The following is a 26,342-nucleotide window of genomic DNA, read 5'->3' as shown; positions in this document are numbered from 1 at the left end:
GGTCGGCTGCAGGGCGCGGGAGATGATGGCCGATTTCGGATCTGCCTACTCCATGGAAAATCTGCAAAGCGCTGTGGACACCCTGGTCCACGGTTCCAACACCCTGTTCATCCTGATCGGGGCGGTCATGGTCCTGGCCATGCACGCCGGTTTTGCCTTCCTTGAAGTGGGCACCGTGCGGCTGAAAAACCAGGTCAATGCGCTGTCGAAAATCCTCAGTGACTTCGCCGTCTCGACCCTGGCCTATTTCTTTATAGGCTATTGGATCTCCTACGGCGTGAGCTTCCTGCAACCGGCAGCGGTGATCAGCGCCGATCACGGCTATGGCCTGGTGAAGTTCTTCTTCCTGCTGACCTTCGCCGCGGCGATCCCGGCGATTATCTCCGGGGGCATCGCCGAGCGCGCGCGTTTTGTGCCGCAATTGTGCGCCACGGTGCTGATCGTGGCCTTCGTCTACCCGTTTTTCGAGGGGCTGGTGTGGAACGGCAACTTCGGCGTGCAAGCCTGGTTGCAGCAGCGCTTTGGCGCCGGGTTCCATGATTTCGCCGGGTCGGTGGTGGTGCACGCCATGGGCGGCTGGCTGGCGCTGGCGGCGGTGCTGTTGCTGGGACCGCGCAACGGCCGTTATCGCGACGGCAAGCTGGTGGCCTTCGCGCCGTCGAGCATCCCGTTCCTGGCTCTGGGGTCGTGGATCCTGATTGTCGGCTGGTTCGGCTTCAACGTGATGAGCGCCCAGACCTTGCAAGGGGTCAGCGGCCTGGTGGCGGTGAACTCGCTGATGGCCATGGTCGGTGGCACCGTGGCGGCATTGATTGTCGGGCGCAATGACCCGGGCTTCCTGCACAACGGGCCACTGGCCGGGCTGGTGGCGATCTGCGCCGGTTCGGACCTCATGCACCCGGTAGGAGCCCTGGTGACCGGGGCGATTGCCGGGGCCTTGTTCGTCTGGTGCTTCATCGCCGCCCAGAGTCGCTGGAAGATCGACGACGTGCTCGGGGTCTGGCCGTTGCATGGCCTGTGCGGGGCATGGGGCGGGATTGCCTGCGGGATCTTCGGCCAGAGCGCGTTGGGCGGCTTGGGTGGGGTCAGCCTGGCCAGTCAGGTGTTCGGCACCGGCCTCGGGGTGCTGGTGGCGCTGCTGGGCGGCTTTGCCGTGTATGGCCTGATCAAGGCCGCCTGCGGGTTGCGCCTGACTCAGGAGCAGGAGTACTACGGCGCCGACCTGTCGCTGCACAAGATCGGGGCGGTGAGCCAGGACTGAGATACCGGCGGCCTGGGCGGCGCGACGCCCAGGGCCATGGCAGGGCGGCCTCAACCGCCCTGCAGGCGGGCTTCGCAGGCCTCGATCGCGGCTTGGGAGCCGGACACCAGTACCCGGTCGCCGGCCTGCAGGCGCGGTGCCGGGTTCAGCGGCAGGTCGCTGCCGTTGCGTTGCACGCCTTGTACATCCACTCCCAGGGCTTCCAGGCCGAGCTCTTGCAGCAGCCGGTTGCAGGCGTGGGCGTCGGCGTCCAGGTTCACCGCGTGCATCTGTACCGCCGGCGGCTCGTGATTGTCCTGGGTGGTGCTTTGCGCGCCGTGGTAGAAACCGTGCAGCAGGCGATAGCGGCTGTGGCGCACGTCGTCCACGCTGCGTTGTACCCGCTGTTCCGGCAGGCCGAGCATGATCAGTGCGTGGGAGGCCAGCATCAGGCTCGACTCCAGCAATTCGGGCACCACTTCGTTGGCACCGGCGGCCTTGAGTTCGACCAACTGGCTGTCGTCCCGGGTCCGCACCAGGATCGGCACGTTGCGGTCCAGGCGCCGCGCGGCCTTGAGTACCGTCAGGGCAATGTCGGTCTTGTCCACGGCAATCACCAGCAGGCGGGCCCGCTCCAGGCCCACCGCGGCCAGCAGGTCGCTACGGCGGCAATCGCCGTAATGCACGCAGCTCTCTGCCGCCGAGGCTTCCTGGACCCGCACCGGATCATCGTCCAGGGCAATGAAACGCAGTTGCTCGTGACGCAGGAAGCGCCCGATGGACTGGCCGACCCGGCCATAGCCGCAGATCACCACATGGCCCTGCAGTTCGGCGTTCTGCGCGCTGATTTCCTCCAGCTGCGCGGCCTGGTTGGGCTTGCGGTGCAGGCGCGCGGTGATCATTGGCGCGGCCCGCAGCAACAGGGGGGTCAGCAGCATCGAACTGAAGGTGGCGGCCAGCAGCAGGCTGCTCAAGTGGGACGGGATCATCTGGGTCAGTTGCATCTGCGCCATCAGGGCGAAGCAGAATTCGCCGCCCTGGGCCAGGGCCAGGCCGCTGCGCCAGGCCGTCTCGCCGTCGCTGCCGCGCAGCTTGAGCAGGATCGCCACCACGCTGCCCTTGATCAGCAGCAGGGCCAGGGTCAGGCCGAGGATCAGCAGGCTGTGATCGATGAACAGTTGCAGGTCGATGAGCATGCCGATGCTGACGAAGAACAGTCCCAGCAGGATGTCGCGGAACGGGCGGATATCGGCTTCGATCTGGTGCCGGTAATGGCTTTCTCCCAGCAGCATGCCGGCGAGGAAGGCGCCCAGGGCTGGCGACAGGCCGAGCAGGTGGGTGAGCCAGGCGGTCAGCAGCACGATCACCAGGGCCAGTAGCACGAAGAGCTCGGCGGAGTGGGAGGCGGCGACTTCATGGAACAGCCGCGGCAGCAGCCAGCGACTGGCCAGCAGCAGGCCGAAGAACAGCACCAGGGTCTTGCCCAGCGTCGCCGGCAGGGCCCAGTACCAGGCGTGCTCGCCGTTGCCGGCGAAGACCGGCACCAGGGTCAGCAGCAGTACCGCCACCACGTCCTGGAACAGCAGTACGCCGATGGCGTTCTGCCCGTGGCTGCTGAAGATCTCGCCGAGACTGGTCAGCTCCTTGCTGACAATCGCGGTGGAGGACAAGGCCAGCCCGGCGCCGAGCATCAACGCCGAGGTCAGTGGCATGCCGAACAAGGCCAGCAGCACCCCCAGGATCAGCCCGGTGCACAGCACTTGCAGGCTGCCCAGGCCAAACACCACATGGCGCAGGGCGAGCATCTTCGACAGGGAGAATTCCAGGCCCAGGGAGAACAGCAGGAACACCACGCCCAATTCGGCCAGGTCCGGCAATTCTTCACTGTCGTTGACCCAGTCCAGGGCGGTGGGCCCGACCATCAGTCCGACGGACAGGTAGCCCAGGACCGGCGGCAGGCTCAGGCGCCGGAACAGCGCGATGACCACCAGTGACGAGGCGAGAATGATCAGCAGATTGGCAAACAACGGGCATCTCCGGACAAGGGGGCGGGCAGGGCAAAGCCTAGAGGCAAAAAAGCCGCGAGGATCGCTTGGACGGCAAGAAAACACCCTGACACATGTCATTCTTTGTCGAGAATGCCTCATGTTCACGAGCCTCAGGAACTGTCTGCCCGGGGGCTGTCCGCCGGCCCGAGCATTCTCGGAGCAGCGCCATGCGGGGCACGGCCCCTGGGTTGGCCAGGGCCGGGAGCGGGTCGACGGCTTGCCTGCTCGCGCCTAAAATAAGCACCTGTTCTTCACACGGTTGCCCTGTCATGCCCCCTGAATGCCAATTGTTCGGCACCCTTGGTTGCCATTTGTGCGAACTGGCCGAGGCCGAGTTGATGCCGCTGGTGGAGCACGGCCTGATGGTCGAGCTGGTGGATATCGCCGAGAGTCAGGAGCTGTTCGAAACCTACGGCCTGCGCATTCCGGTGTTGCGCCGCGTGGACAACGGCGGCGAGCTGGGCTGGCCCTTCGATGCCGAGCAGGTGGTGGCGTTCCTGCGCTGACCCCCTGCAGGCCGGGGCGCGACTTCCGCCTGTCGCCCGTCCCTGGAATTCGTTGGCGATATCCGTCGATTCGGTTACTGTATGCATATACAGTTATCGAGGAGTCTCGCCATGTCTCTCACTTTCCTGACCGGTTCCGAACGCTCGCAGCCCTTGCCAGCCCGTTTCCTGGAGCAGGGTGACGGCGACTGTGCCTCCCCGGCCAGTGAGCCCATCGGCAACGGTTTTTCCCTGGATCGGACTCTGGGGCTGGGAGCTCCGCAGATCCATGGCCTACTGGTGGATGACGACAACCTGCTGGGGTTCGGCATCTATCCCGGAGATCGGCTGATCGTCGATCGTTCGGCCACTCCGGTGGTGGATCAGTACCTGGTGGTCAGGCCCCGGGGCGCGGCTGAATACTCCCTGCGCCTGCTGGCGCCCGATCCTCGTGGCGGCCTGTTGCTCAAGGCGGCGCGACCTTCAATTCCCTCCATGGCGCTGGATGACCCGGACTCGATCGAGATCTGGGGCGTGGTGCTGTGGGTGGTCAGTTATGTGGGGCGCAAGCAGCCCTGATGGATGTGGCGCACGCTTCGAATCGTTAAAGGAATACATGATGGTCAATGTCGAACAACTGAAAAACAGCGTGAACGGCATGTCTGCCGATGTGGTTCGGGAGGCGGTGCTAGAGCTGCGCCTGGACGGACTGGTCACCGAAGGCAAGACGCCCTTCAACAAGTTGCATTTCAACACCTGCTTTGCCGAGATCGAGGCCCTGTTCCAGCGTGCCGGTTACCATCGGCAACTGGATGTGGTGGGCTACCAGGGGCTGCTGTACGCCCTCTATGATCCGGGTCGCTGGGAGGCCGTGGATGTGTTGCGCTGGCTCAAGGAGTTCACCGAGGCTGCCGCGCAGGCCCAGCATTCGTGTGCTTGAGGCCGGCAAACTGATCCTAGGTTTCCTGGGGGCTGCTGTTGGATAATGCCGCCTCGCATTGAACCCTCGAGCTTTGTCATGTCCTCCGCGAGTTTTTCTGCTGCACAGCATCAAGCCAGCACCTTGTACCTGCCCCCCGGCTCCTGGCCGACGGTGCTGGACTGCCTGTGCGATCACTTCAAGGCCATCAGCCGCGAGCAATGGCTGGATCGCATCGCCCGTGGTCGGGTGCTGGACGGGCATGGCCAGCCCATCAGTGTGGATCTGGCCTATCGCGAAGGCCTGCGGATTCATTATTTTCGCGAGGTGCCGGACGAGAAGGTAATCCCGGTGCAGGAGAGCATCCTCTATGCCGACGAGCATCTGGTGGTGGCGGACAAACCGCATTTCCTCCCGGTCACGCCGTCGGGGGAGTATGTCGAGCAGACCCTGCTGCGCCGTCTGATCCGGCGCCTGGACAACCCGCACCTGGTGCCCTTGCACCGTATCGACCGACACACCGCCGGGCTGGTGCTGTTTTCCGCCGATCCCGGCAGTCGTTCGGCCTATCAGGCGCTGTTCCCGACCCGGCAGATCGAGAAACGCTACGAGGCCATCGCCGGCGCCTTGCCGCACATGAGCTTTCCCCTGGTGCACAAGAGCCGCCTGGTGGACGGCGAGCCGTTCTTCCGCATGCAGGAAGGCGCGGGGGCAAGCAACACCGAAACCGCCATCGAGGTCAGGGAAAAGCACGGCGACCTGTGGCGTTACGCGTTGTACCCGGTGACCGGCAAGAAGCATCAGTTGCGCGTGCACATGAGCGCACTGGGGGCTGCGATCTGCAACGACCCTTTCTACCCCGAGGTGCTCAAGGATGCCGAGGACGATCATGCCAGGCCGCTCAAGCTGTTGGCCCAGGGGCTGCGTTTCATCGATCCGCTGACCGGACATGAGCGCGAGTTCGAAAGCCGCATCCGCCTGCAGTGGTGAAAACCGTTTCGCAGAAACAATAAAACCCGCACCAGGCGGGTTTCATTGCGTGCAGATCGATAGCCGTTGGGCTTACAGCTCCTTGACGGTACGGACCTGATCCTTGTTGATTCGGGTGCGCTTGCCGTCCAACTGCTCGAACTCGTAGAAACCCGAGTCCTTGTCGTATTTGGGGGTGTCAACGGCCTGGATTTCGCGACCGTCATTCAAGGTGATCACTGATGGCGAAGCGCAACCAGCGAGCGTAGCCAGGCCCAGTGCGAGCATGAAAGTGGCGAGGGTCCGATGAGTCATTGTGTGTCTCCGAAATGAGTACTTTTGAGTGCTGGTCTTCAGACGTATTGAGCGTCTGCAAGTTCCTTGGTCGGGTGCATTCTGCCACGTTGCCAGACAGATCGTAGGCGTTAAGCGAGTTATCTTGATTTGTGTTGCGTGCCTGGTCCCGTAGGCACATGCCTGGCCCTGGCGGCCCGCACAGTCCCCAGGGGGATTGCCGGCCGCCAGGGGCGGCGGGTCGGAGCGCTGTGATATAACACCGGGCTGTTTCTCTCACCTCAGGATCGAGCCTATGAAAGCCAAGGCTGATGTACCTTTTGTTCCCCTGAACATTGCGGTGTTGACCGTCAGTGATACCCGCACCCTGGAAACCGACACCTCCGGACAGGTCTTCGTCGAGCGTCTGGGCGCCGCAGGTCATCGTCTGGCCGCACGGGTGTTGCTCAAGGACGATCTGTACAAGATCCGCGCCCAGGTCGCCACCTGGATCGCCGACGAACAAGTGCAGGTGGTGCTGATCACCGGCGGTACCGGCTTTACCGGTCGCGACAGCACTCCTGAAGCGGTGGCCTGTCTGCTGGACAAGCAGGTCGACGGTTTCGGTGAACTGTTCCGGCAGATCTCGGTGGCCGACATCGGCACTTCCACCGTGCAGTCCCGAGCGCTGGCCGGGCTGGCCAACGGCACCCTGGTGTGCTGCCTGCCGGGCTCCACCAATGCAGTGCGCACCGGCTGGGATGGAATCCTCGCCGAGCAGCTGGATTCACGCCACCGGCCGTGCAATTTCGTTACCCATCTGAAACAGGTGGCGGCTTGTGAGTCCCGTGGGTAAGCCGGGCAAGCTCGGCGCCTTGATGCCGGTTGAGGAGGCGCTGGAGCGTTTGCTGGCCATGGCCGCGGCGGCGCCGATTGTTGAGCGTGAACAATTGCCCCTGGCGGCTACACAGGGCCGGGTGCTGGCCGAGGCACTGATCTCCAGCCTGGACCTGCCGCCCTGGCCCAACAGCGCCATGGACGGCTACGCCTTGCGCCTGGAGGACTGGAAGGGCGAGCCCTTGCCGGTCAGCCAGCGGATCTTCGCCGGACAGTCCCCCGAGCCGTTGCAACCGGGAACCTGTGCGCGGATCTTTACCGGCGCGCCGGTACCGGCCGGCGCGGATTGCGTTGAAATGCAGGAAAACGCCCAGGTTCAGGACGATCAGCGGGTGCTGTTCACTCAATCCTTGAAGGTCGGCCAGAATATCCGTCCCCAGGGGCAGGAAACCACGGCGGGCGAGCAGGTGCTGGCGGCCGGGACACGCCTGGGGCCGATCGAGCAGGGGCTCGCGGCTTCCCTGGGATGTGCCGAACTGGCCGTGGTGCGGCGGGTCCGGGTGGCGGTGCTGTCCACCGGTGACGAGTTGGTGGAGCCGGGCCAGGCCCTGGGGCCCGGGCAGATCTACAACAGCAACCGGGTACTGCTGTGCAGCTGGTTGCAGCGCCTGGGCGGCGAAGTGCTGGACGCGGGCATCCTGCCTGATGATCTGCCCGCGACCCGCCAGCGCCTGGCGGAGTTGGGCGAGGTCGATCTGATTCTCTCCACTGGCGGGGGGTCGGGGGGGGTGGCGGGCTTTCTCGGGATGGCCCTGCGGGAAGCCGGCGAACTGACGCTGTGGAAGCTGGCGATCAAACCCGGCAAGCCCCTGACCGTCGGCCATTTTCGCGGTGTGCCGGTGATTGGTCTGCCGGGCAACCCGGCTTCCACTCTGGTGACCTTCGCCCTGCTGGCGAGGCCCTATCTGCTCCGACGCCAGGGCGTGCAGCAGGTGCAGCCAATGCGCTTCCAGGTGCCTGGCGGTTTTGTCTGGCCCCAGCCGGGCAATCGTCGCGAGTACCTGCGCGGCCGCCTGGAGAACGGGCGAGCGATCATCTATCGCAACCAGAGCTCGGGGGTATTGCGCAGCGCGGCCTGGGCGGAAGGCCTGGTGGAAGTGCTGGAAGGTCGGACCCTGGAAGAGGGCGATTGGGTCAGCTTCATCCCGTTGAGCGAGGTGCTGGATTGATCGAGCGCGGGGCCGCTTCGGTGTCGGGCCCGCGCCTCGTGGTTCAGCGCAGCAGGAGCAACAGCAGCAGGCCGAAACGGCTGTGCAAACCCCAGCTCACCAGCCCCGCCAGTATCGAGGCTGCCAGCGTCAGCCAGCCCACGCCCTTGAGTATCGACAGCAGCCTGGAGTGATGCGCTTGCGCCTCGCACGAGAGTGGCAGCTCGAACTCCGGTGACGGATGTCCCGTCAGCCAGGAGCTGTCCTTGATGCGGGTGAGGGGTGAATGCCCTCGTGGATAAAACCCTTTGTCGTTCATGACGATTCACTTCCCTGTATGAGGCATCAGTGCCTGGCATGCACAGTCACTGATTGGCTCGACAGGGTCAATTCAGGCAATTCTCATTCTGCGGTCAGAAAATTTACTTTAAATCCTGCACCTTTTTTCCGGTCCTCAGGGCTGGCGGGCCGGACTCATGGGCTCGACGCTATTTCAGCGGGTGCCAGGGGTGATCGGGGCCCGGCCATACAGGTCGTTGAAGCGCACGATGTCGTCTTCGCCCAGGTATTCGCCGCTTTGTACTTCAATCATGACCAGGTCGATGACTCCGGGATTGCTCAACTGGTGGGGGCGCCCGGGTTTGATAAAGGTCGATTCATTGGTGTCGAGCAGCAGTTCGTCTTCTCCGTTGATTACCCGGGCCATGCCGCTGACCACGATCCAGTGCTCGCTGCGGTGGTGATGCATCTGCAGGGACAGTGAGGCGCCGGGCTTGACCTCGATGCGCTTGATCTTGAAGCGCGGCCCTTCCTCGAGCACGGTGTAGGCGCCCCAGGGGCGGTTCACGGTGCGGTGCAGCCGGTAGGCATCGTGGCCCAGGCGCTTGAGCTCCTGGGCGATCAGTTTGACGTCCTGGCTGCGCTTGCCATCGGCGATCAGCAGCGCGTCCGGGGTGTCGACGATGATCAGGTTGTCCAGGCCGACGGCGCCTACCAGGCGCTGGCGCGAATCGATGTAGCAATTGCTGACCTCGTGCAGCACGGTTTCACCGGTGCACTGGTTGCCCTGTTCGTCCGCCGGGATCAGCTCGCGCACCGCCTGCCAGGAGCCGATATCGCTCCAGCCGAGCTGGCAGGGCACCACAGCGACTTTCTTCGAGCGTTCCATCACCGCGTAGTCGATGGAGATGTCCGGCGCCTGGGCGAAGCTGTCGCTCTCCAGTTCCACTTGCAACTCGTGCGGGCCTTCCTTGCAGTAGCTGCGCTCCAGGCAGTGCTCGACGGCGCTGAGCACTTGCGGCACGAACTCCCGCAGCTCCTGAAGCATCACGTCGGCGCGCATGCAGAACATTCCGCCATTCCACAGATGCTGGCCGCCCTCGACGTAGCGCTGGGCCGTGGCGGCATCGGGTTTCTCGATAAAGCGCCCGACCTGGAAGCTGTGGTCGTTCAGAGCCTGACCTTTCTCGATATAGCCGAAGCCGGTTTCCGCATGGGTGGGCACCAGACCGAAGGTTACCAGCCAGCCTTGTTCGGCCAGAGGCCGGGCGTTGTCCACCGCGGCGACAAATGCCGCGACATCCTTGATCAGGTGGTCGGCAGGCAGTACCAGCAGTTGTGCGTCAGCGCCATAGCGTTGACTGACGTGCAGCGCCGCAGCGGCGATGGCCGGCGCGGTGTTGCGGCCAAAGGGTTCGAGGATGAAGTCCAGCTCGATCCGGGTCTGGTTCAGCGGACGGTAGTCGTCCAGGGTGCGGAAGAACACTTCACGGTTGGTCACCGTCAGCAGCCGCTCGACGTCCTTGAGGGCGGCAGCGCGGGCGAAGGTTTTCTGCAGCAGGCTGTCGCCGTCGGGCAGGCGCATGAAGGGTTTGGGCGTGGCCTCGCGGGATACCGGCCACAGGCGGGCGCCGGCGCCGCCAGCAATGATGCAGGGAATGAGAGTGCTCACTCAGTAGGTCTCGCGGGACATGATGATGGGCGCCATGGTGCGCCAGTGGATGCACAGATCAAAGCGGATTGAGCAGTTTTTGCTGTGGCGCGAAGGGATTTCGCCAGGTTGGGTGATTTTTCCGGGCTGTCGGTTGAGGTTGCTCGGCCATTGGTTTGTGCCAGCCATGGGCAAGCGGCTGCAGGTGCTGAGGGGGCGGCAGCTGACTCATCCTGATCAGAGAAGGGCTGCCCGGACAGATCCGCCGCCGGTAAAAATTAATCGACGGGACAGACTTTTTTCGCATTGCCCAAGGTCAACATCCTTCAAGGATTCAATAACCGGAGTCATGGCTGATGAGTGAGCGCAAGGCATTGCTGATACTGCACGGCAAACAGGCCCTCAACGAAGAGGTCCGCGCGGCGGTCGAGGCCAAGCGGGCCGAGGGCTGGGCATTGTCGGTGCGGCTGACCTGGGAGGCGGGGGATGCCCGGCGCCTGGTAAATGAAGGGCTGGCCGCCGGCCACACGCGGCTGATTGCCGGGGGCGGTGATGGCACTTTGCGCGACATCGCCGAGGCCCTGGCCAACGCGCCGAATCCGGCCAGCCTGGTGCTGTTGCCACTGGGCACGGCCAATGACTTTGCCCGCGCCGCCGGGGTGCCACTGGAGCCAGCCGCCGCCCTGGAACTGCTGGAGGTTGCTCCCCGGGCGGTCGACCTGGGGGAGGTGGGTGGGCAGATATTCCTCAACATGGCCACCGGCGGCTTCGGCAGTCAGGTGACCGCCAACACCTCGGAAGACCTGAAGAAAGTCCTCGGCGGCGCTGCTTATCTGTTTACCGGGCTGTCGCGCTTTGCCGAGTTGAGCGCGGCCTATGGCGAGTTGCAGGGGCCGGATTTCCACTGGCGTGGCGAACTCCTGGCCCTGGGCATCGGCAATGGCCGTCAGGCGGGGGGCGGGCATGAACTGTGTCCGGGCGCCCTGGCGGATGACGGTTTGCTGGATATCAGCATCCTGCCGGCCCCGCAGGAACTGGTGGGCACGTTGAAGAACCTGCTGGCCGGCGGCCTGGGGATCGACAACATGTTTGTTCGCGCGCGTCTGCCCTGGGTCGAGATCAAGGCTTCGCGGGGGCTGGACATCAATCTCGATGGCGAGCCGCTGCAGGGCGACACCTTGCGCTTCAGCGCACGTCCGGCGGCCTTGCAGGTGCACTTGCCGGCGGACTCGCCGTTGCTCGGCGGTACGCCTTAGGTCAGTCGTCGAGGCTGATGATGTGTTCGCGCACGGCGAACAGCACCAGGCCGGCGACATCGAAGATCTGCAGGCGTTTCATGATCTGCGAACGGTGGGTTTCCACGGTCTTGATGCTCAGACCCAGGCCCAGGGCGATCTCCCGGGTGGACTTGCCGCGCACGATCAGCCGCAGGATTTCCAGTTGGCGAGCGGTCAGGTTGTGGTTGTCCACCGGCTGTGGCGTGTGTTTCTGGGCCCGGGTCAGGGCCTGGGTGATCACTGTGTGAGCGATGGCCGGGCTCAGGTAGCGTTCGTTGTTGCGCAGGGCTTCCAGGGCATGTTCCAGCTCGGTGGCGGTGGTGTCCTTGAGCAGGTAGCCATGGGCGCCGGACTCCAGAGCCTGCATGATCAGGGCCGGATCGGTGTGCATCGAGAGGATCAGGACCTTGCTTTGCGGGTGCAGCGCCTTGAGCCGGCGCAAGGCGTCGAGGCCGCCGATGCGCTTCATCGACAGGTCCAGCAGGATGATGTCCGGGCGCAACTGCTCGACCATTTCCAGCAGGTGCGCGCCGTCGTCGGCCTCGCCGATCACCGCGTATCCGGGAATGTCCATGACCAGGGCTCGCACGCCAGCCCGGATGAGCGAGTGGTCATCCACCAAGAGTAAATTACAGGTCAATGGGAAACCTTATTCGTGCTGGCCCGTTCCAGAGTGCGGGGGGCCCAGGGAAAGAGTGCTTCGATCTGGGTGCCTTGGTCGGCTTCGCTGGTGACTTTCAGCAGGCCGCCCAGTTGGCTGATTCGTTCCTGCATCCCGGCCATGCCGCGCTGGCCCTGGGCCCCCGGATCGCTGGCTGGGGCGAATCCCTGGCCGTCGTCGCTGATGAACAGCGAGAGGCCTTCGGGCAAGCGCTGCAGGCGCACCAGCAGATTCTTGGCCCGGGCATGACGCAGCATGTTGGTCACGGCTTCCTGGGTGATGCGAAACGCCGCCACCGCCATCTCCTCGGGAATTCCCGTCAGGCTCTGGCGGCATTCCAGGCTCCAGTGCACCGAAGTGTTTTCCAGGGTCTTGAGCAGATGGGCGCGCAGACTGGCTTCCAGGCCCAGGCTGGTCAGTTGCCGGGGGTTGAGAATGGCGGACACGTCGCGAACCTTGGCCAGAGTCTCTTCCAGGGTGGTGGCGAGCACGGTGCAGGGTTGCTGCAAGTCTTCCGGCAGGCGGCGCTTGAGCCAGTCAGTCTGCAATTTGGCCGCGGTCAGCAGTTGGCCAATGTCGTCGTGCAGCTCCCGGCTCAGGCGGTGGCGTTCATTTTCCTTGACCTTGAGCAGGCGCTCGGCCAGTTCCTGAGGCTGGAATCGGATGGACTTTCGCGAAGAACCGTAGTGCATCCAGATGCAGGCCAGCGCCGCGATATTGACTAAAAGCAGGGGCAGGGGCACGGGTCGGCCCAGGCTGTAGATCAGCACATTGCCCAGGCTTGAGCCGGAGCACAGCAACAGGCTGAACCAACGCAGGTGATCACGGGAGGGAGGCCAAGAGAAGAATGACTTGAGGCTGGCGTACATAGCGGATGGAGCCAATGAATGTTCGCTGCGAAGTGCCCGGTCAGGTATGGATGACGAGGCTTGTTTGAGAAACAGTATTATTTGAATTGCCGGCTTCGATCAATGCAGTGTGTTGCTCTTGCAGAAGCCGCGTAGTGACTGTCGACATTGGAATCAAAGTGCCATTATCTGGGTCCGTTTATCCGCCGCATAATACCACCGAACATACCGTTGGTCGCGTTTATGCGCGCAGGTATATATGTCTTAAAAGTCAGGAATATCGGGCTTAGGCACGTTTGTGCCAGGTACTCTGCGGGTTTTGGAGGGCCAAGTGCCAATAGGACTTTTCGTTGAATTTGCGCGTGCAAATATGGATTGGAACTGTAAGTCCGGCCGTTGCTAGTTGGTTTTTTTGCAACGATGCTGTCGTTGTTGAGTATGAAATATTCAATAACGACTCATTACTTGTCCTTGGACCTTATGTTGTATCGATATTCTGTGTTGGCGATCGAAGATAGCGGCTTTATCGGCCATCGGTTGGCACAAGTGCACTTTCAATGGCTGCAGGACGGGTAGGTGCAGGTGCAGTTCTGTGTCACTTGTTGGGTAAGCTCGCCGATCAGCATGAGCTGTTCGCTGTCATCCAGATTGAGTTGGCCATTGTGCGGATCGACCAGTTCCAGTTGCCAGGCCATCAGGGTCAGGCAGCTCCTCAAGGCATCGAGGATCGGATCGTTGAGGTCCACCGGGTGCGCGGTGCGTTCGAGCACGCCGTGGATGTGCAAGGCGAACTCGGCCAGCGGACTGATGGCGTGGCGCGCTGCGATCTGGGCCAGGGACTGCAGGCTGGCGAGCAGGCAGTTGATCGCCTCTTCGTCGTTTCTGATCAGGTGCAGATGGCTCAGGCAATCTTCCGATTTCGCCAGCAGGGCCTGGGCTTCGAGCAGGAACTCAGGCAGGGGGGGCGCGCATTCGTGGCTGTCCTTTAGCATGCTTATCTCCATGACTTCGTGTCCGATGAGGGGATAGGGCTCTGGCTGAAGGGGGTTAAGGTATGGTGCGCTTTTTCAAATTGTATATAGGATAATTCTGATTTTATTTCCGGGGTTGCAGCCGCACGCGAGAGACTATTCTCATCGTTTCCGAACGCAGCCCAAATACCGGCCACAGCCATGCGGCGCATGGGCGCTGGGGCGTGATGAGCAAGGGTGTTTAGGCTTGAAAGGGTGCTGGGCCACCTTTCTGCGGTCACAAACAAAAGCCTGACTCCGTTCATGCAATGAGAATGGCGTCACATTAATGGCTATTGGATATCGCGAATATCAGGATGGTCCTGATTGTTGCTAGGGGAAACCCTTAGGCGAAGGAACTCTACGCCGAGAATAAGGTCGCGCCGTCGGAGACTGGTGTCGCTGAATTGACGGCCTCAGTAAAGCATGATGTTAATGTGACATCAATGGCTTTCATATGGCAATTTGCATGTGGGTCAAGATACGGCGCAGCCCGCCGATATCTGTCTTTAGTGAATTCATCAGAACAAGCCCAGGAGTCATCAATGGCCGGCATTCTCGACACGGTAGATCAACGCACGCAGCTGGTGGGTGAGAATCGCCTGGAAATCCTCATGTTCCGCCTGGCCGGTCGGCAGTTGTTCGCCATCAACGTCTTCAAGGTTCAGGAAGTCCTGCAACTGCCCAAGCTGACCCTCATGCCCCAGCGTCATCCGTTTGTCTGCGGTGTGGTCAACCTGCGGGGCCAGACCCTGCCGGTGATCGACCTGTCTCAGGCCATCGGTATGCGCCCGCTGGTTCCGGGGCCCAACAGCACCATCATCGTCACCGAGTACAACCGCTCGGTGCAGGCGTTCCTGGTGGGCGGTGTGGATCGCATCGTCAACATGAACTGGGAAGCCATCATGCCGCCGCCCACCAGCGCCGGGCGCCAGCACTATCTGACGGCCATCAGCAAGGTCGACGAACAACTGGTGGAGATCATCGACGTCGAGAAAGTCCTGGCCGAAATCGTCCCCTACAATGCCAAGGTTTCCCGGGACAAACTCGAAGATCCGGTGCTGGAGCGCGCTCGCGGTCGCGAAGTGCTGCTGGTGGACGACTCCAATGTGGCCCTCTCCCAACTGCGCGATACCCTCGGCCAGCTCGGGGTGAAGATGCATATCGCCAGCGACGGCCTCAAGGCCCTGAACATGCTCAAGGCCTGGGCCGATACCGGGGTCGAGATGACCGACAAACTGCTGATGGTGTTCACCGATGCGGAAATGCCGGAAATGGACGGTTACCGCCTGACCACCGAAATTCGCAACGACCCGCGTCTGCGTGGGCTGTATGTGGTGCTGCACACTTCCTTGTCCGGCAGTTTCAACGAATCCATGGTCAAGAAGGTTGGTTGCGACAACTTCCTTTCCAAGTTCCAGCCGGACAAGCTGGTGGACGTGGTCCGTCAGCGCCTGATGCTGGACGAAGTCAGCGCCTGAATCCGGGCCTGCGCCGACAGCCGCTCTCCCTGTGCCTTTGTTTGCTCCGAGCGCTGGTATAGGGTGAGCTTTTTTGCTCACACAGGGAGCTGGACATGCGTCTTAGCGCGCTTTATCGATACCCGTTGAAATCCGCCCGGGGCGAAACCCTGCAACAGATCGGCCTGGACAAGCTCGGGCTGCAAGGGGATCGCCGCTGGATGCTGGTGGATGAAGCCAGCGGGCGTTTTCTCACCCAGCGTGCGGTGGCGCGCATGAGTCAACTCTCGGCCCTGTACAACCAGCAGGGTGGCCTGACCCTCAGTGCCACCGGGTTTTCCAGCCTTGAAGTGCCCTTGCCGGACGCCGCGGCGGCCTTGCGTGGGGTGACCATCTGGCAGGACAGCCTGCGGGTTCCCGATGCCGGGGATGAGGCGGCTGCCTGGGTCAGTGAGTTCGTCGGCAAGCCTACCCGCCTGGTGCAGGTGCCGCTGGAACGGGCGCGGAGCACCGCCGCCGGCTACGGCAGGGACGATGATCAAGTGGCGTTTGCCGATGGCTTTCCGCTGCTGCTGATTGGCCAGGCGTCCCTTGAAGATCTGTCCAGCCGGGTCGGGCGGCCACTGGAGATGCTGCGTTTTCGCCCCAATCTGGTGATCGAGGGCAGCCAGGCCTATGCCGAAGACCAATGGCGGCGCATACGGATTGGCGACCTTGAGTTTCGCGTGGTCAAGCCGTGCTCGCGCTGCATCCTGACTACCATCGACCCCCAGACCGGCGAGCGCAGCGCCGACCGCGAACCCCTGGCGACCTTGCAGAAGTACCGGTCCCAGGCCGATGGGGCGATGTTCGGGCAGAACCTGGTCAACGACGGCCCGGGTCGTCTGCAGGTGGGAATGCCGGTAACGGTGCTCGAATAACCTTTCGCCGGCCCCAAGAAAAATGCCCGTCTGTTGCGCAGACGGGCATTTTTTATCGGTGTTAAAGCCGCAGCGTGTCGATCAGCCGCGGTACTCGCACAGATAAGCGGTGTCCACCGCGACTTTCAGCTGGAACTTGCTGTTGGCCGGGACGTTGAACTGGCTGCCGGCAGGGAAGGTTTCCCAATCGGCACTGTCTGGCAGGCGCACGGTCAGCGCGCCGGACACCACGTGCATGATTTCCCGCTGCGCCGTACCGAACTCGTATTCGCCCGGGGCCATGACGCCAATGGTGGCTGGGCCTTCGGCCGTGCCGAAGGCAATCGACTTGACGGTGCCGTCGAAGTACTCGTTGACTTTAAACATGGGCGATTCCTCAAGAAAGGGTCAAAAAGGCTGGCCAGTATGCACAAGGCCTCAAGGGCCGTCACCTGCCGCCATCAAGGAAGAATCAGGGGCAACAGGCGCGCGGTATTGCGCGCATCTTCCAGGGCCCGATGCTGTTGGCCGTTGAACTGCATGCCGGCCAGTTGCAGGGCGGCATTCAGGCCCAGAGGACGTTCCAGGCGCCGGGCCTTGGCAAAGCGTTGCTTGAGGTTCATGTGCGGCACTTCATTCAGCAGGCTGTGCAACTGCTGGTTGTGCCATTCCAGCTGCAACTGCTTGCGGTCGTAGTCGCCCCAGCTGGCCCAGCCCTCCAGGCGTGGCCGATGCTGGCCCAGCCAGCGCTCGAACAGGGTCCAGACCTCGCTCAGGGGCGCGGCGCTGTCGATGTTGGCCTGGGTGATATGGGTCAGTTCGCGACAGAACGGCGTCAGCCGAGGGCGTCGCAAGGGGCGGACGAAACGCTGGAAGTGGTCTTGTTCGCGGCCTTGGCGGTTGACCAGGGTGGCGCCGATTTCGATGATTTCCATCTCGCTCACCGGCCAGCCCCCTTCATCCGTCGTGGCTTCCAAATCTATTACCAGCCAGTGGGGCATCGCAAATTCCAGCCTTCAACATCCTGATGAGGCTTGAGCGTAGCCAAAGCTGCAGCATCCGCCTAGTGCTCCATTTCCGGGGCGCCAGCGGGCGCTTGCACCTCCAGAAGGATCTGCCGGTTCTTCACCTGATCACCAAGGTTGACCTGAAGCCGGGTGATCACCCCATCGATCCCGGCCTTGAGTGGGTGTTCCATCTTCATCGCCTCCAGCACCAGCAGCAGTTGGCCCTTGCTGACGCGCATGCCCTCGGTGACCTGCACATCGACGATAGCCCCGTCCATGGGGGCCTTGACGGTGCCGCCATGGGTGTCCGACTGGCCCTGTACCGGCGCGAGGCTCAGGTCCTGCAGGTGCAGGCTGCCACTGGCGCTGCCCAGCCACAGCTCGCCGTCCTGCAGACGGTAGGCGTAGTGGCGCCGGATGCCATTGACCTCCAGGCTGGCCCGGCGGCCATCGGCGGCGCAGATTTTCACCTCGTGCAGCACATCCGCCTGCCGCACCTGCAACCGGCCGGTTGCCGAAGCGCTCAGTTGCAGCGACCACTGCTGCTCACCCAGGCCCAGTCGATAGAGCAGGGGCGCGCCGGCCTGATTGCGCCAGGCGCGAAAGGCCACGCCGTGGTGGCTGGCGCTGTGCTGATAGAACAGCGCCGCGGCGATCGCCAGATCCTCGTCGCCGGGCACCTGAGGTTGCAGGCTCGGGTCTTGCGAGAAGTGTTCGGCGATAAAGGCGGTGCTGAATCGGCCGCTGGCAAATACCGGATGCCGAAGCAGACCGGCGAGCAGCCGGCGATTGCTCTCAAGACCCAGCAGCACGCAGTCTTCGACCCCGCGCAAGAGCTTGCGCCGGGCTTCCTCGCGGGTAGCGCCGTGGGCAATCAGCTTGCCCAGCATCGGGTCGTAGAACGGGCTGATCCACTGGCCTTCCTGCAAGCCATGGTCGGTGCGCAGCCCCGGCGCCGGCTCCCAGCGCAGTACCTGGCCGGTCTGCGGCAGGAAGTTCTGCGCCGGGTCCTCGGCGTACAGCCGCACCTCGATGGCGTGTCCCTTGAGCTGCACCTGCTCCTGGCTCAGGGGCAGCGGCTCGCCGGCGGCCACTTGCAGCTGCAGGGCCACCAGATCCAGGCCGGTCACCAGCTCGGTCACCGGATGCTCGACCTGCAAGCGAGTGTTCATTTCCAGGAAGTAGAACCGGCCTCCCGCGTCCAGCAGGAACTCCACGGTGCCGGCCCCGACATAGTTCACCGCGCGCCCGGCCTTGAGCGCTGCCTCGCCCATGGCCCGACGCAGTTCCTCGGTCATCACCGGGCAGGGTGATTCTTCGATGACCTTCTGATGGCGGCGCTGGATCGAGCAGTCCCGCTCTCCCAGGTAGATCAGATGACCGTGGTGATCGCCGAACACTTGCATTTCCACGTGCCGGGGCTCGATCAGCGCCTGTTCCAGAATCAGCTCGTCGCTGCCGAAGGCGTGCAGGGCTTCCGAGCGCGCGGTACGGATCTGCTCCAGCAGATCCTCGTGCTCCTGCACCAGGCGCATGCCGCGCCCGCCACCGCCGGCGCTGGCCTTGATCATCAGCGGGTAACCGATGCGCTGTGCCTCGCGCTGCAGGGTCGCGTCAGCCTGGTCTTCGCCCTGATAGCCCTGGATACAGGGCACACCGGCTTCGAGCATGGCGATTTTCGAACGGCGCTTGCTGCCCATCAACTCAATGGCAGCGGCACTGGGGCCGATGAAGGTGATGCCAGCGGCGGCGCAGGCAGCGGCGAATTCGTGGTTTTCCGAGAGGAAGCCGTAGCCCGGGTGGATGGCGTCGGCGCCACTGCGACGGGCAGCGTCGAGGATCGCTTCGCCGTTGAGGTAGGACTGCTGCACTGGCGATGGGCCGATGTGCAGGGCTTCGTCGGCCATGTGCACATGCAGCGCGTCGGCGTCGGCGTCGCTGTACACCGCCACGGTGCGATAGCCCAGGGCCTGGGCGGTGCGCTGGATGCGGCAGGCGATTTCGCCGCGGTTGGCGATCAGGATCTTGCTGAAATTGGGCATACGGGCTCCCGGGAATCGGTGGAGGGGCGTTCGCCGGCAAGCCGGCTCCAGCCAGGGCTCAGTTGGCCCAGGCCGGTGGGCGTTTCTGCACGAAGGCCAGGGTGCCCTCGACCCCTTCTTCGCCCATGACCGCGTTGGCGAAGTCGCTGGCGGCCTGGTCCAGCAACGGGCCCCGGGGCTGTTCGACACTGGCCAGCAGCAGGGCCTTGGTCGCCGCATTGGCCCCGGGAGCGCAGCGCAGCACCTGGGCCAGCTGCTGCTCAAGGCGTGCCTGCAGGGCCTGGGCATCGGGCTCGACAAAGTGCACCAGCCCCAGGCGCTGGGCCTCGGCACCGTCGAAGCGGGCGGCGGTCAGGGTCAGGCGCCGGGCCTGGGTCAGGCCGATGCGCTGCACCACGAACGGGGCAATCTGTGCCGGCAGCAGGCCCAGGCTGGTTTCCGGCATGCCGAACTGCGCCGATTGCTCGGCAATGGCGATGTCGCTGACACAGGCCAGGCCGAAGCCGCCTCCCAGCACCGCTCCTTGCAACAGGCAAATCAGCACCTGGGGCATTTGCTGCGCCTCTTCCAGCAGGGCGCCGAAGGCCCGGTTCAATTCCCGGTAGGCGGCGCTGCCGTGGGCTCGGGCGCCGGCCATGTCCTTGAGGTCGCCGCCGGCGCAGAAGTGCTCGCCAGCGCCACGCAGAACCAGGGCGCGGACGCTGCGCCGGTCATGCACTGCCGCCATCACCATGCGCAGTTCGGCGACCATTTGCAGGCTCATGGCGTTGCGGCTTTCGGGACGGTTGAGGCGGATCAACAGCACGCCGTTGCGCGACTCCAGCAACAGCGTCTGGCAGGCCGGAAGCGGGCTCATTGCTTTTTCCCCGGCAGGATGCCCATGAGTTTGCAGATGATCCCCAGCATGATCTCGTCGGCACCACCGCCGATCGACACCAGGCGCACGTCGCGATAGGCCCGGGCCACCGGGTTGTCCCACATGAAGCCCATGCCGCCCCAGTATTGCAGGCAGCTGTCGCTGACCTCGCGGCCCAGGCGCCCGGCCTTGAGCTTGGCCATGGAGGCCAGGCGGGTCACGTCCTGGCCGCGCACGTACTGCTCGGTGGCCTGGTAGACCAGGGCCCGCAGGCATTCGATTTCGGTGGACAGTTCGGCCAGGCGGAAGTGGATCACTTGGTTGTCGATCAGCGGGCTGCCGAAGGTGCGGCGCTCCCTGCAGTATTCGATGGTGCTGTCGACGCAGTATTCCAGGCCCTTGATCATGTTCGCCGCGCCGAACAGCCGTTCCTCCTGAAACTGCAGCATCTGCATCATGAACCCCGCGCCCTCATGACCGATGCGGTTGCGCTGGGGCACCCGCACATTGTCGAAGAACACCTGTGCGGTTTCCGAGCTGCGCATGCCGAGCTTGTCCAGGTGCGAACTGAGGCTGATGCCGGGAGTGTTCATCGGCACCATGATCAGCGACTTGTTGACGTGGGGCTTGTCGTCCGAGGTATTGGCCAACAGACAGATGAAGTCGGCGCTGGGGGAGTTGGTGATCCACATCTTGCTGCCGTTGATCACGTAGTCGTCACCGTCCTTGCGCGCATGGGTCTTGAGCCCGGCGACATCGGAGCCGGCGCCGACTTCGGAGACGCCGATGCAGCCCACCTGCTCGCCGCTGATGGCCGGGCGCAGGAATTGCTCGCGCAGTTCATCGGAGCCGAAGCGCGCCAGGGCCGGGGTGCACATGTCGGTCTGCACGCCGATGGACATGGGAATGCCGCCGCAATGGATGGTGCCGAACTCCTCGGCGGCGACGATGGAGTAGCTGTAGTCCAGGCCCATGCCGCCGAATTTTTCCGGCTTGGAGATGCCCAGCAGCCCCAGCTCGCCAGCCTTGCGGAAGATCTCGTGGATGGGAAAGCGCCCGGCCTTCTCCCATTCCTCGACATGTGGATTGATCTCGCGGTCGACAAAATGGCGCACCGTGCGCCGCAGTTCTTCGTGTTCCTGGGTGAAGATCATGGGGTTCTCCTCAAGTGGGTCAGACCGCGAAATGTCCTGTCAAAACCGCGCCACGCCGAAGCTATTGGGCGCCAATTCCCGCACCTGCGCTTCGTGGCAAATATCCAGCAGGTAGCCCAGCAGCGTGCGGGTATCCCGCGGATCGATCAGTCCGTCGTCCCACAGGTTGGCGCTGCCATACAAGGCGGTGGACTGGCTGTCGAGCTTCTGCGCGGTGACCTGCTCCAGCATGTCGAGCATCTTGGGGTCGGCTTCCTGGCCGTTCTTCGCATGCTTGGCTTCGGTGACGATGCGCAGCACCTTGCCGGCCTGGGCGCCGCCCATCACCGCCGTGCGGCTGTTGGGCCAGGCGAAGATGAAGCGCGGGTCCAGGCCGCGGCCGCACATGGCGTAGTTGCCGGCACCGTAGGAACCGCCGACAACGATGGTCAGTTTCGGCACCCGGGCATTGGCCACCGCCTGGATCATCTTCGCCCCGTGCTTGATCACCCCTTGCTGTTCGGACTCGGTGCCCACCATGAACCCGGTGGTGTTATGGAAGAACAGCAGCGGCGTGCGGCTCTGGTCGCACAGCTGGATGAACTGCGCGGCCTTGCTCGCGCCCTGGGGCGTGATCGGGCCGTTGTTGCCGATAAAGCCGCAGGCCCGGCCCTGGATCTGCAAGTGGCCGCACAGGGTCTGGGCATCGAACTCGCCCTTGAACTCCAGGAACTGCGAGCCGTCCGCCAGGCGAGCGACGATTTCCCGGGCGTCGTAGGGCTTTTTCGGGTCAGCGGGAATCAGCCCGAGCAATTCGTCGATGGGGTACAGCGGCTCGCTCCAGGTCCGCGCCGGCTGCACCGGCAACTGGGCATTCCACGGCAGCAGGCTGACGATCTCGCGGACGATGCGGATGCCGTCGGCGTCGTTCTGCGCCAGGTACTCGGCGGTGCCGGCGACCTGGGCGTGCATCTCGGCGCCCCCCAGTTGTTCATCGGTGGCCACTTCACCGGTGGCGGCCTTGAGCAGCGGCGGGCCGGCGAGAAATAGCTTGGCCTTGCCGCGTACCACCACCACGTAATCCGAGAGCCCGGGCTGATAGGCGCCGCCGGCGGTGGCCGAGCCGTGGACCACGGTGATCTGTGGCAGGCCCATGGCCGACATTCGTGCCTGATTGGCGAAGCTGCGCGCGCCTTCGACGAAGATTTCCGCGGCGTAGTTGAGGTTGGCGCCGCCGCTTTCCGCCAGGGTCACCACCGGCAGCTTGTTCTCCATGGCGATCTGTTGCAGGCGCAGGGATTTCTTCAGGCCGCTGGGGGAAATGGTGCCGCCCTTGATCGCACTGTTGTTGGCCACCACCAGCATGCGCACCCCGCATACATAACCGATGCCGGCGATCAGCCCGCCGCCGGCCTGGCTGCCGTCCTTGTCGTCGTGCAGCTTGTAGCCGGCCAAGCTGGCCAGCTCAAGAAAGGGCGCGCCCGGGTCCAGCAGCAGGTTGAGGCGCTCGCGGGGCAGCAACTGGCCGCGCTGGTCGAACCTGGCCTTGGCCTCGGCCGCCTTGTTCAGCAGGTCTTGCTGCAACTGCTGCACCTGTTGCAGGCCCGCCAGCATCGCTTCGCGGTTCTCGGCGAACGACGGGCTGTGGGGATCGAGCTGGGACTGGATCACCGGCATGACTTACTCCTCGCCCTTGAGCACATCGGGCAGGTAGGCCCGGTGAAAACCGTTGTACGACTCACTGTTGCGCGCCTTGCTCAATGGCCAGGCGCGGCTGCCGAGGCTGGCGGCGCCGTCGATGCGCAGGGTACTGCCGCTGATAAAGGCCGCGCCGGGGCTGAGCAGAAACACGATCGCGGCGCTGACTTCCGATTCCGTGCCAATGCGCTTGAGCGGCACGTGCTCGCGCAGGGTGGGGATCACCGCCTTGAACGCACCTTGGTAAGTGTCCATGCCGCTGGAGGCGATCCAGCCCGGGGCCACGGCGTTGACCCGAACCCCGGCATGGCCCCATTCGAAGGCTGCGGTCTTGGTGAAGTTGTCCATCCCCGAGCGCGCCGCGCCGGAGTGCCCCATGCCCGGCATGCCGCCCCACATGTCGGCGAGCATGTTGACGATGCTCCCGCCGTGGCGGCTCATGGACTGGTTGAAGACTTCCCGGGCCATGAGGAAACCGCCCACCAGATTGGTGCGCAACACAGTCTCGAAGCCCTTCTGATTGATCGACGCCAGCGGCGCCGGGTATTGGCCGCCGGCATTGTTCACCAGGCCGTGGATCGGACCAAAACCTTCGATCAGTTGCGCCACCAGGGCCTTGACCGCGTCCTCGTCGCGAATGTCGCAGGCCTGCCAGTGGGCCAGGCCGCCGTCTTCGGCTATTTCCCCGGCCACCTGCTGCAGTTTTTCCGCCTTGCGCCCCACCAGCAGCACCCGGGCGCCGAGGGCCGCCAGTTCATGGGCGGTGCAGCGGCCAATACCGCTGCCGCCGCCGGTGACGATTATGGTCTGGCCGGCAAACAATCGGTCTTTGAAAATCGACTCGTACACCACGGCAACTCCTTTAATTGACGGCGTCGGCGATGCGCTGCGGCACCGGGATCTGGATCTCCAGCAACTGCTGGGCGAAGGCCTTGCCTTGTGGGTCGATGCGCAGGCTGGCGACACCGCCGCCGCCCAGGGCGTTTTCCAGGAGGAAATTGAGGCTGTGGGTGCCCGGCAGGTACCAGCGCTGTACGCGGCCGTGGACTGGGTCGAGCACGTGGCCCATCCAGTCCGCCAGCACTTCGGGAGTCAGGGCTTCGGCGATCCATGGCAGGTAGTCGGGGTGGCGCGCCAGCACGCCGATGTTGCTGTGGTTGCCCTTGTCGCCCGAGCGCGCCACCGCCAGCTTGACCAGGGGCACGCTGGCATCGGGACGGCCTTGGGGCTTGGGCAGTGAATGCGCGGCGGGCAGGGCGCCAGGGTCCAGAGGCTCGGTCCGGGGCAGGGCACAGGGATGCTGCTGGCCGGCAAAGTCGATGTGCAGCTGGCAGGCGTCCTTGTCCAGCAGGAACGAGAACAGACGGATGACCGGATACACCGTGGGCCGCCCGCCGACAATTCCGGTCAGGCCCGGGGCCATGCCGGTGGCGGCCTGGGCGATTTCCCGGGAGAACAGCACCAGCGCCGCCTTGTGCGGGTGACGTACCGCCAGCTTGATCACCACTTCGCGGCTGTCCTGGCGGCGGCCGTGGGGACCGTAGGTGGCTTCGCTGCCCAGCAGCTCGATATTGACTTCGCTGTAGTCCGGCCAGCCACGCTGGGCAAACATCTCGCGGGTCTTGTCGATGATCGCCTGGCTGACCCGGCGCGCCTTGGCCACTGCATCGATCCCGGCCATCAGGCAACTGGCGGTGCAGCGGAAGCCGTCCGGGTAGGTGGCGCTGACCTTGTACTGATGACTGGGGGGCAGGCCCTTGGCGCCCTGCACCGTCACGGCATTCGGCGCTTGCTGATGCAGTTGCACCTCGGAGAAGTCGCACACCACGTCCGGAAGCAGGTAAGCCTGTGGATTGCCGATTTCGTACAGCAATTGTTCGCCAACCGACAGCGGGCTGATCAGCCCGCCGCTGCCCGGCGCCTTGCTGACCACGAACCGGCCGTCGGCTTCGACCTCGACGATGGGAAAGCCGATGTGCTCGTAGTCCGGTACGTCGCGCCAATCGGTGAAGTTGCCGCCGGTGCACTGGGCGCCGCACTCGATGATGTGCCCGGCCAGGGCGGCCTGGGCCAGGCGGTCGTAGTCCTGCCACGACCAGTTGAACTCGTGGACCAGGGCGGCGCTGACCACCGCGCTGTCGACGCCGCGCCCGGTGATCACGATATCCGCCCCCAGGCCCAGGGCTTCGACGATGCCCGGGGCGCCAAGGTAGGCATTGATGGAGACGCACATCGGCGGCAGGGGCGCGCCGCTGAACATTTCCTGGATGCCGGCGCCGGCCAGTTGCTTGAACTGCGGTTGCAGGTCGTCCCCCAGCAGCACGGCGATCTTCAGCGGCACCCCGGCCTGCTCGCAGGCGGCGCGCAAGGCATTGGCGCAGGCTTGGGGATTGACCCCGCCGGCATTGCTGATGACGCGGATCTTCTGCGCATGGATCGAGCCCAGCAAGGGAGTGAGCACCTCGACAAAATCCGTGGCGTAACCGGCGTTCGGGTCCTTCAGGCGTGCCCCGGCCATGATCGACAGGGTGATCTCGGCCAGATAGTCGAACACCAGGTAGTCCAGGCGTGCGCCGTGCACCAGTTGCGCGGCGGCGCTGCTGGTGTCGCCCCAGAACGCGCTGGCGCAGCCGATTCGTACAGTCTTGGTCATGGCAGGGCTCTCGGAAAAACAACTGCGAGGAGGCTACCAAGCAAGCGCTTGGTTTGTAAATGGGCCGATGGAATCTTCTGCCCAAGCGCTTGCTTGGTGATCCCGGGGAGCTTAAATTGCGCGCGCTACAGCCGCTTTCAGGCTGGGCTCTTGATGAAGTGACGCTAGGAGAACACCGGTGGACGAGCAAAAAGCCTTGCAGGTGGTACGCGAGCTGATTGCCAGCGGGCAAGTGACCGATCCCGACAGTGCCCGGGGCAAACTGTTGCAGACCGCCGCCCATCTGTTTCGCAACAAGGGCTACGAACGCACCACGGTGCGCGATCTGGCCAGCGCGGTGGGCATCCAGTCCGGCAGCATCTTTCACCACTTCAAGAGCAAGGACGACATCCTGCGGGCGGTGATGCAGGAAACCATCCACTACAACACCGCCCTGATGCGCGCCGAGCTGGCCGAGGCCGGCAGCGTGCGCGAGCGGGTGCTGGCGCTGATCCGCTGCGAACTGCAATCGATCATGGGCGGCAGCGGCGAAGCCATGGCGGTGCTGGTGTACGAATGGCGTTCGCTGTCTGCGCAAGGTCAGGCCGAGGTGCTGGCCCTGCGCGACATCTATGAACAGATCTGGCTCCAGGTGCTGGGGGAGGCCAAGGCCGCCGGGTTTATCAAGGGCGATGTGTTCATCACCCGGCGCTTTCTCACCGGCGCCTTGTCCTGGACCACCACCTGGTTTCGGGCCCAGGGCAGCATGACCCTGGAGCAGTTGGCCGAGGAGGCCCTGCTGCTGGTGCTCAAGGATCATTCGCAGGCCGACTGATTCTGCCGTGCAACGTTGTCGAAGAGCCTTAAAGCGCCTAGCTTTAGAGCATTATTTTTCTTTTGTCCGAGGTGG

The 26,342-nt window shown here is 63.9% G+C and carries 26 protein-coding genes; 11 read left to right on the top strand and 15 right to left on the bottom strand.

Annotated features, from left to right (window positions below; genetic code table 11):
- Positions 1–52: 52 nt before the first annotated feature.
- Positions 53–1,261, top strand: a complete 1,209-nt coding sequence (locus DNK59_RS23425) for an ammonium transporter (RefSeq protein ID WP_092317122.1) — start codon at positions 53–55, stop codon at positions 1,259–1,261.
- Between the two features lie 50 nt (positions 1,262–1,311).
- On the opposite strand, the gene DNK59_RS23420 is transcribed toward DNK59_RS23425, so the two are convergent.
- Positions 1,312–3,267 carry a monovalent cation:proton antiporter family protein gene (locus tag DNK59_RS23420; protein ID WP_110724812.1) on the bottom strand — a complete coding sequence of 652 codons (1,956 nt, stop codon included), beginning with the start codon at positions 3,265–3,267 and terminating at the stop codon, positions 1,312–1,314.
- A gap of 290 nt (positions 3,268–3,557) precedes the next feature.
- On the opposite strand from DNK59_RS23420, the gene DNK59_RS23415 reads away from it, so the two are divergent.
- The 4 genes from DNK59_RS23415 to DNK59_RS23400 all read left to right on the top strand — a co-directional run bounded on the left by DNK59_RS23415 (position 3,558) and on the right by DNK59_RS23400 (position 5,682).
- On the top strand, positions 3,558–3,794 hold the full coding sequence (locus tag DNK59_RS23415) for a glutaredoxin family protein (RefSeq protein ID WP_060840391.1): 237 nt from the start codon (positions 3,558–3,560) through the stop codon (positions 3,792–3,794).
- Between the two features lie 111 nt (positions 3,795–3,905).
- A complete protein-coding gene (locus DNK59_RS23410) occupies positions 3,906–4,352 on the top strand; it encodes a S24 family peptidase (protein WP_092312236.1) in 447 nt (148 codons plus the stop codon).
- A 40-nt stretch (positions 4,353–4,392) separates the two neighbouring features.
- Positions 4,393–4,713: a transcriptional regulator gene (locus DNK59_RS23405; protein ID WP_092312239.1), complete on the top strand. Its 321-nt coding sequence runs from the start codon at positions 4,393–4,395 to the stop codon at positions 4,711–4,713.
- Positions 4,714–4,791: 78 nt separating this feature from the next.
- Positions 4,792–5,682 carry a pseudouridine synthase gene (locus DNK59_RS23400; protein WP_110724811.1) on the top strand — a complete coding sequence of 297 codons (891 nt, stop codon included), beginning with the start codon at positions 4,792–4,794 and terminating at the stop codon, positions 5,680–5,682.
- A gap of 72 nt (positions 5,683–5,754) precedes the next feature.
- On the opposite strand, the gene DNK59_RS23395 is transcribed toward DNK59_RS23400, so the two are convergent.
- Positions 5,755–5,976 (bottom strand): YgdI/YgdR family lipoprotein, encoded by a 222-nt coding sequence (locus DNK59_RS23395; protein WP_016964711.1) that lies wholly within the window; start codon positions 5,974–5,976, stop codon positions 5,755–5,757.
- Positions 5,977–6,250: 274 nt separating this feature from the next.
- Between DNK59_RS23395 and moaB the strand changes: the two genes are divergently transcribed.
- Both moaB and glp read left to right on the top strand, forming a co-directional pair.
- Positions 6,251–6,790, top strand: a complete 540-nt coding sequence (gene moaB, locus DNK59_RS23390; protein WP_092312245.1) for a molybdenum cofactor biosynthesis protein B — start codon at positions 6,251–6,253, stop codon at positions 6,788–6,790.
- A 22-nt stretch (positions 6,791–6,812) separates the two neighbouring features.
- On the top strand, positions 6,813–8,000 hold the full coding sequence (gene glp / locus DNK59_RS23385) for a gephyrin-like molybdotransferase Glp (RefSeq protein ID WP_177431290.1): 1,188 nt from the start codon (positions 6,813–6,815) through the stop codon (positions 7,998–8,000).
- Between the two features lie 43 nt (positions 8,001–8,043).
- Here the strand turns inward: glp and DNK59_RS23380 are convergent, their stop codons facing one another.
- Both DNK59_RS23380 and DNK59_RS23375 read right to left on the bottom strand, forming a co-directional pair.
- Positions 8,044–8,298 carry a hypothetical protein gene (locus DNK59_RS23380; protein WP_092312251.1) on the bottom strand — a complete coding sequence of 85 codons (255 nt, stop codon included), beginning with the start codon at positions 8,296–8,298 and terminating at the stop codon, positions 8,044–8,046.
- A gap of 174 nt (positions 8,299–8,472) precedes the next feature.
- Positions 8,473–9,930, bottom strand: coding sequence for a mannose-1-phosphate guanylyltransferase/mannose-6-phosphate isomerase (locus DNK59_RS23375; RefSeq protein WP_110724809.1), 1,458 nt, complete (start codon positions 9,928–9,930; stop codon positions 8,473–8,475).
- Between the two features lie 335 nt (positions 9,931–10,265).
- Between DNK59_RS23375 and yegS the strand changes: the two genes are divergently transcribed.
- On the top strand, positions 10,266–11,165 hold the full coding sequence (gene yegS, locus DNK59_RS23370) for a lipid kinase YegS (protein WP_092312260.1): 900 nt from the start codon (positions 10,266–10,268) through the stop codon (positions 11,163–11,165).
- 1 nt (position 11,166) lies between these two features.
- Here yegS and DNK59_RS23365 read toward each other — a convergent pair whose 3' ends face one another.
- From DNK59_RS23365 to DNK59_RS23355, 3 genes are all read right to left on the bottom strand, one after another.
- The gene (locus DNK59_RS23365) at positions 11,167–11,826 is read right to left on the bottom strand and encodes a response regulator transcription factor (protein WP_110724808.1); all 660 of its coding nucleotides are present in this window, start codon (positions 11,824–11,826) and stop codon (positions 11,167–11,169) included.
- The gene (locus tag DNK59_RS23360; protein ID WP_110724807.1) at positions 11,823–12,716 is read right to left on the bottom strand and encodes a sensor histidine kinase; all 894 of its coding nucleotides are present in this window, start codon (positions 12,714–12,716) and stop codon (positions 11,823–11,825) included. Before DNK59_RS23360 ends, DNK59_RS23365 begins: the two co-directional genes overlap by 4 nt.
- Before the next feature lie 533 nt (positions 12,717–13,249).
- Complete coding sequence (locus DNK59_RS23355) at positions 13,250–13,687, bottom strand: hypothetical protein (protein ID WP_110724806.1); 438 nt, start codon at positions 13,685–13,687, stop codon at positions 13,250–13,252.
- Positions 13,688–14,250: 563 nt separating this feature from the next.
- Here DNK59_RS23355 and DNK59_RS23350 point away from each other — a divergent pair.
- On the top strand, positions 14,251–15,186 hold the full coding sequence (locus DNK59_RS23350; protein WP_060840378.1) for a chemotaxis protein CheV: 936 nt from the start codon (positions 14,251–14,253) through the stop codon (positions 15,184–15,186).
- Positions 15,187–15,281: 95 nt separating this feature from the next.
- Complete coding sequence (locus DNK59_RS23345) at positions 15,282–16,085, top strand: MOSC domain-containing protein (RefSeq protein WP_110724805.1); 804 nt, start codon at positions 15,282–15,284, stop codon at positions 16,083–16,085.
- Between the two features lie 81 nt (positions 16,086–16,166).
- Here the strand turns inward: DNK59_RS23345 and DNK59_RS23340 are convergent, their stop codons facing one another.
- From DNK59_RS23340 to DNK59_RS23305, 8 genes are all read right to left on the bottom strand, one after another.
- Positions 16,167–16,451 carry a pyrimidine/purine nucleoside phosphorylase gene (locus DNK59_RS23340; protein WP_011062476.1) on the bottom strand — a complete coding sequence of 95 codons (285 nt, stop codon included), beginning with the start codon at positions 16,449–16,451 and terminating at the stop codon, positions 16,167–16,169.
- A 74-nt stretch (positions 16,452–16,525) separates the two neighbouring features.
- A complete protein-coding gene (locus DNK59_RS23335; protein ID WP_092312276.1) occupies positions 16,526–17,065 on the bottom strand; it encodes an exonuclease domain-containing protein in 540 nt (179 codons plus the stop codon).
- 62 nt (positions 17,066–17,127) lie between these two features.
- Positions 17,128–19,113 (bottom strand): acetyl/propionyl/methylcrotonyl-CoA carboxylase subunit alpha, encoded by a 1,986-nt coding sequence (locus tag DNK59_RS23330; protein ID WP_110724804.1) that lies wholly within the window; start codon positions 19,111–19,113, stop codon positions 17,128–17,130.
- A 58-nt stretch (positions 19,114–19,171) separates the two neighbouring features.
- A complete protein-coding gene (locus DNK59_RS23325) occupies positions 19,172–19,969 on the bottom strand; it encodes an enoyl-CoA hydratase/isomerase family protein (protein WP_110724803.1) in 798 nt (265 codons plus the stop codon).
- Positions 19,966–21,123 carry a citronellyl-CoA dehydrogenase gene (gene atuD, locus DNK59_RS23320; protein WP_092312285.1) on the bottom strand — a complete coding sequence of 386 codons (1,158 nt, stop codon included), beginning with the start codon at positions 21,121–21,123 and terminating at the stop codon, positions 19,966–19,968. The genes DNK59_RS23325 and atuD overlap by 4 nt, the downstream gene beginning before the upstream one ends.
- A 39-nt stretch (positions 21,124–21,162) precedes the next feature.
- The gene (gene atuC / locus DNK59_RS23315; protein WP_110724802.1) at positions 21,163–22,779 is read right to left on the bottom strand and encodes a geranyl-CoA carboxylase subunit beta; all 1,617 of its coding nucleotides are present in this window, start codon (positions 22,777–22,779) and stop codon (positions 21,163–21,165) included.
- A gap of 3 nt (positions 22,780–22,782) precedes the next feature.
- Positions 22,783–23,652 (bottom strand): SDR family oxidoreductase, encoded by an 870-nt coding sequence (locus DNK59_RS23310; protein ID WP_110724801.1) that lies wholly within the window; start codon positions 23,650–23,652, stop codon positions 22,783–22,785.
- A gap of 10 nt (positions 23,653–23,662) precedes the next feature.
- Entirely contained in the window at positions 23,663–25,453 is a 1,791-nt protein-coding gene (locus DNK59_RS23305; protein ID WP_110724800.1) for an acyclic terpene utilization AtuA family protein, read from the bottom strand.
- A gap of 178 nt (positions 25,454–25,631) precedes the next feature.
- On the opposite strand from DNK59_RS23305, the gene DNK59_RS23300 reads away from it, so the two are divergent.
- A complete protein-coding gene (locus DNK59_RS23300; RefSeq protein WP_092312297.1) occupies positions 25,632–26,267 on the top strand; it encodes a TetR/AcrR family transcriptional regulator in 636 nt (211 codons plus the stop codon).
- Positions 26,268–26,342 lie beyond the last annotated feature (75 nt).

The sequence above is a fragment of the Pseudomonas sp. TKO26 genome (assembly GCF_003225665.1).
Taxonomy (GTDB): Bacteria; Pseudomonadota; Gammaproteobacteria; order Pseudomonadales; family Pseudomonadaceae; genus Aquipseudomonas; species Aquipseudomonas saponiphila.
Note: the sequence above shows the minus strand (reverse complement) of the source record. Positions and strands in the feature narration are given on the sequence as shown.

Coding starts and splice junctions, on each gene's coding strand:
- DNK59_RS23425 (WP_092317122.1), top strand. CDS start 53: ATGGAAAATCTGCAAAGCGCTGTGGACACCCTGGTCCACGGTTCCAAC.
- DNK59_RS23415 (WP_060840391.1), top strand. CDS start 3,558: ATGCCCCCTGAATGCCAATTGTTCGGCACCCTTGGTTGCCATTTGTGC.
- DNK59_RS23410 (WP_092312236.1), top strand. CDS start 3,906: ATGTCTCTCACTTTCCTGACCGGTTCCGAACGCTCGCAGCCCTTGCCA.
- DNK59_RS23405 (WP_092312239.1), top strand. CDS start 4,393: ATGGTCAATGTCGAACAACTGAAAAACAGCGTGAACGGCATGTCTGCC.
- DNK59_RS23400 (WP_110724811.1), top strand. CDS start 4,792: ATGTCCTCCGCGAGTTTTTCTGCTGCACAGCATCAAGCCAGCACCTTG.
- DNK59_RS23395 (WP_016964711.1), bottom strand. CDS start 5,976: ATGACTCATCGGACCCTCGCCACTTTCATGCTCGCACTGGGCCTGGCT.
- moaB (WP_092312245.1), top strand. CDS start 6,251: ATGAAAGCCAAGGCTGATGTACCTTTTGTTCCCCTGAACATTGCGGTG.
- glp (WP_177431290.1), top strand. CDS start 6,813: ATGCCGGTTGAGGAGGCGCTGGAGCGTTTGCTGGCCATGGCCGCGGCG.
- DNK59_RS23380 (WP_092312251.1), bottom strand. CDS start 8,298: ATGAACGACAAAGGGTTTTATCCACGAGGGCATTCACCCCTCACCCGC.
- yegS (WP_092312260.1), top strand. CDS start 10,266: ATGAGTGAGCGCAAGGCATTGCTGATACTGCACGGCAAACAGGCCCTC.
- DNK59_RS23360 (WP_110724807.1), bottom strand. CDS start 12,716: ATGTACGCCAGCCTCAAGTCATTCTTCTCTTGGCCTCCCTCCCGTGAT.
- DNK59_RS23355 (WP_110724806.1), bottom strand. CDS start 13,687: ATGCTAAAGGACAGCCACGAATGCGCGCCCCCCCTGCCTGAGTTCCTG.
- DNK59_RS23350 (WP_060840378.1), top strand. CDS start 14,251: ATGGCCGGCATTCTCGACACGGTAGATCAACGCACGCAGCTGGTGGGT.
- DNK59_RS23345 (WP_110724805.1), top strand. CDS start 15,282: ATGCGTCTTAGCGCGCTTTATCGATACCCGTTGAAATCCGCCCGGGGC.
- DNK59_RS23340 (WP_011062476.1), bottom strand. CDS start 16,451: ATGTTTAAAGTCAACGAGTACTTCGACGGCACCGTCAAGTCGATTGCC.
- DNK59_RS23335 (WP_092312276.1), bottom strand. CDS start 17,065: ATGCCCCACTGGCTGGTAATAGATTTGGAAGCCACGACGGATGAAGGG.
- DNK59_RS23330 (WP_110724804.1), bottom strand. CDS start 19,113: ATGCCCAATTTCAGCAAGATCCTGATCGCCAACCGCGGCGAAATCGCC.
- DNK59_RS23325 (WP_110724803.1), bottom strand. CDS start 19,969: ATGAGCCCGCTTCCGGCCTGCCAGACGCTGTTGCTGGAGTCGCGCAAC.
- atuD (WP_092312285.1), bottom strand. CDS start 21,123: ATGATCTTCACCCAGGAACACGAAGAACTGCGGCGCACGGTGCGCCAT.
- atuC (WP_110724802.1), bottom strand. CDS start 22,779: ATGCCGGTGATCCAGTCCCAGCTCGATCCCCACAGCCCGTCGTTCGCC.
- DNK59_RS23305 (WP_110724800.1), bottom strand. CDS start 25,453: ATGACCAAGACTGTACGAATCGGCTGCGCCAGCGCGTTCTGGGGCGAC.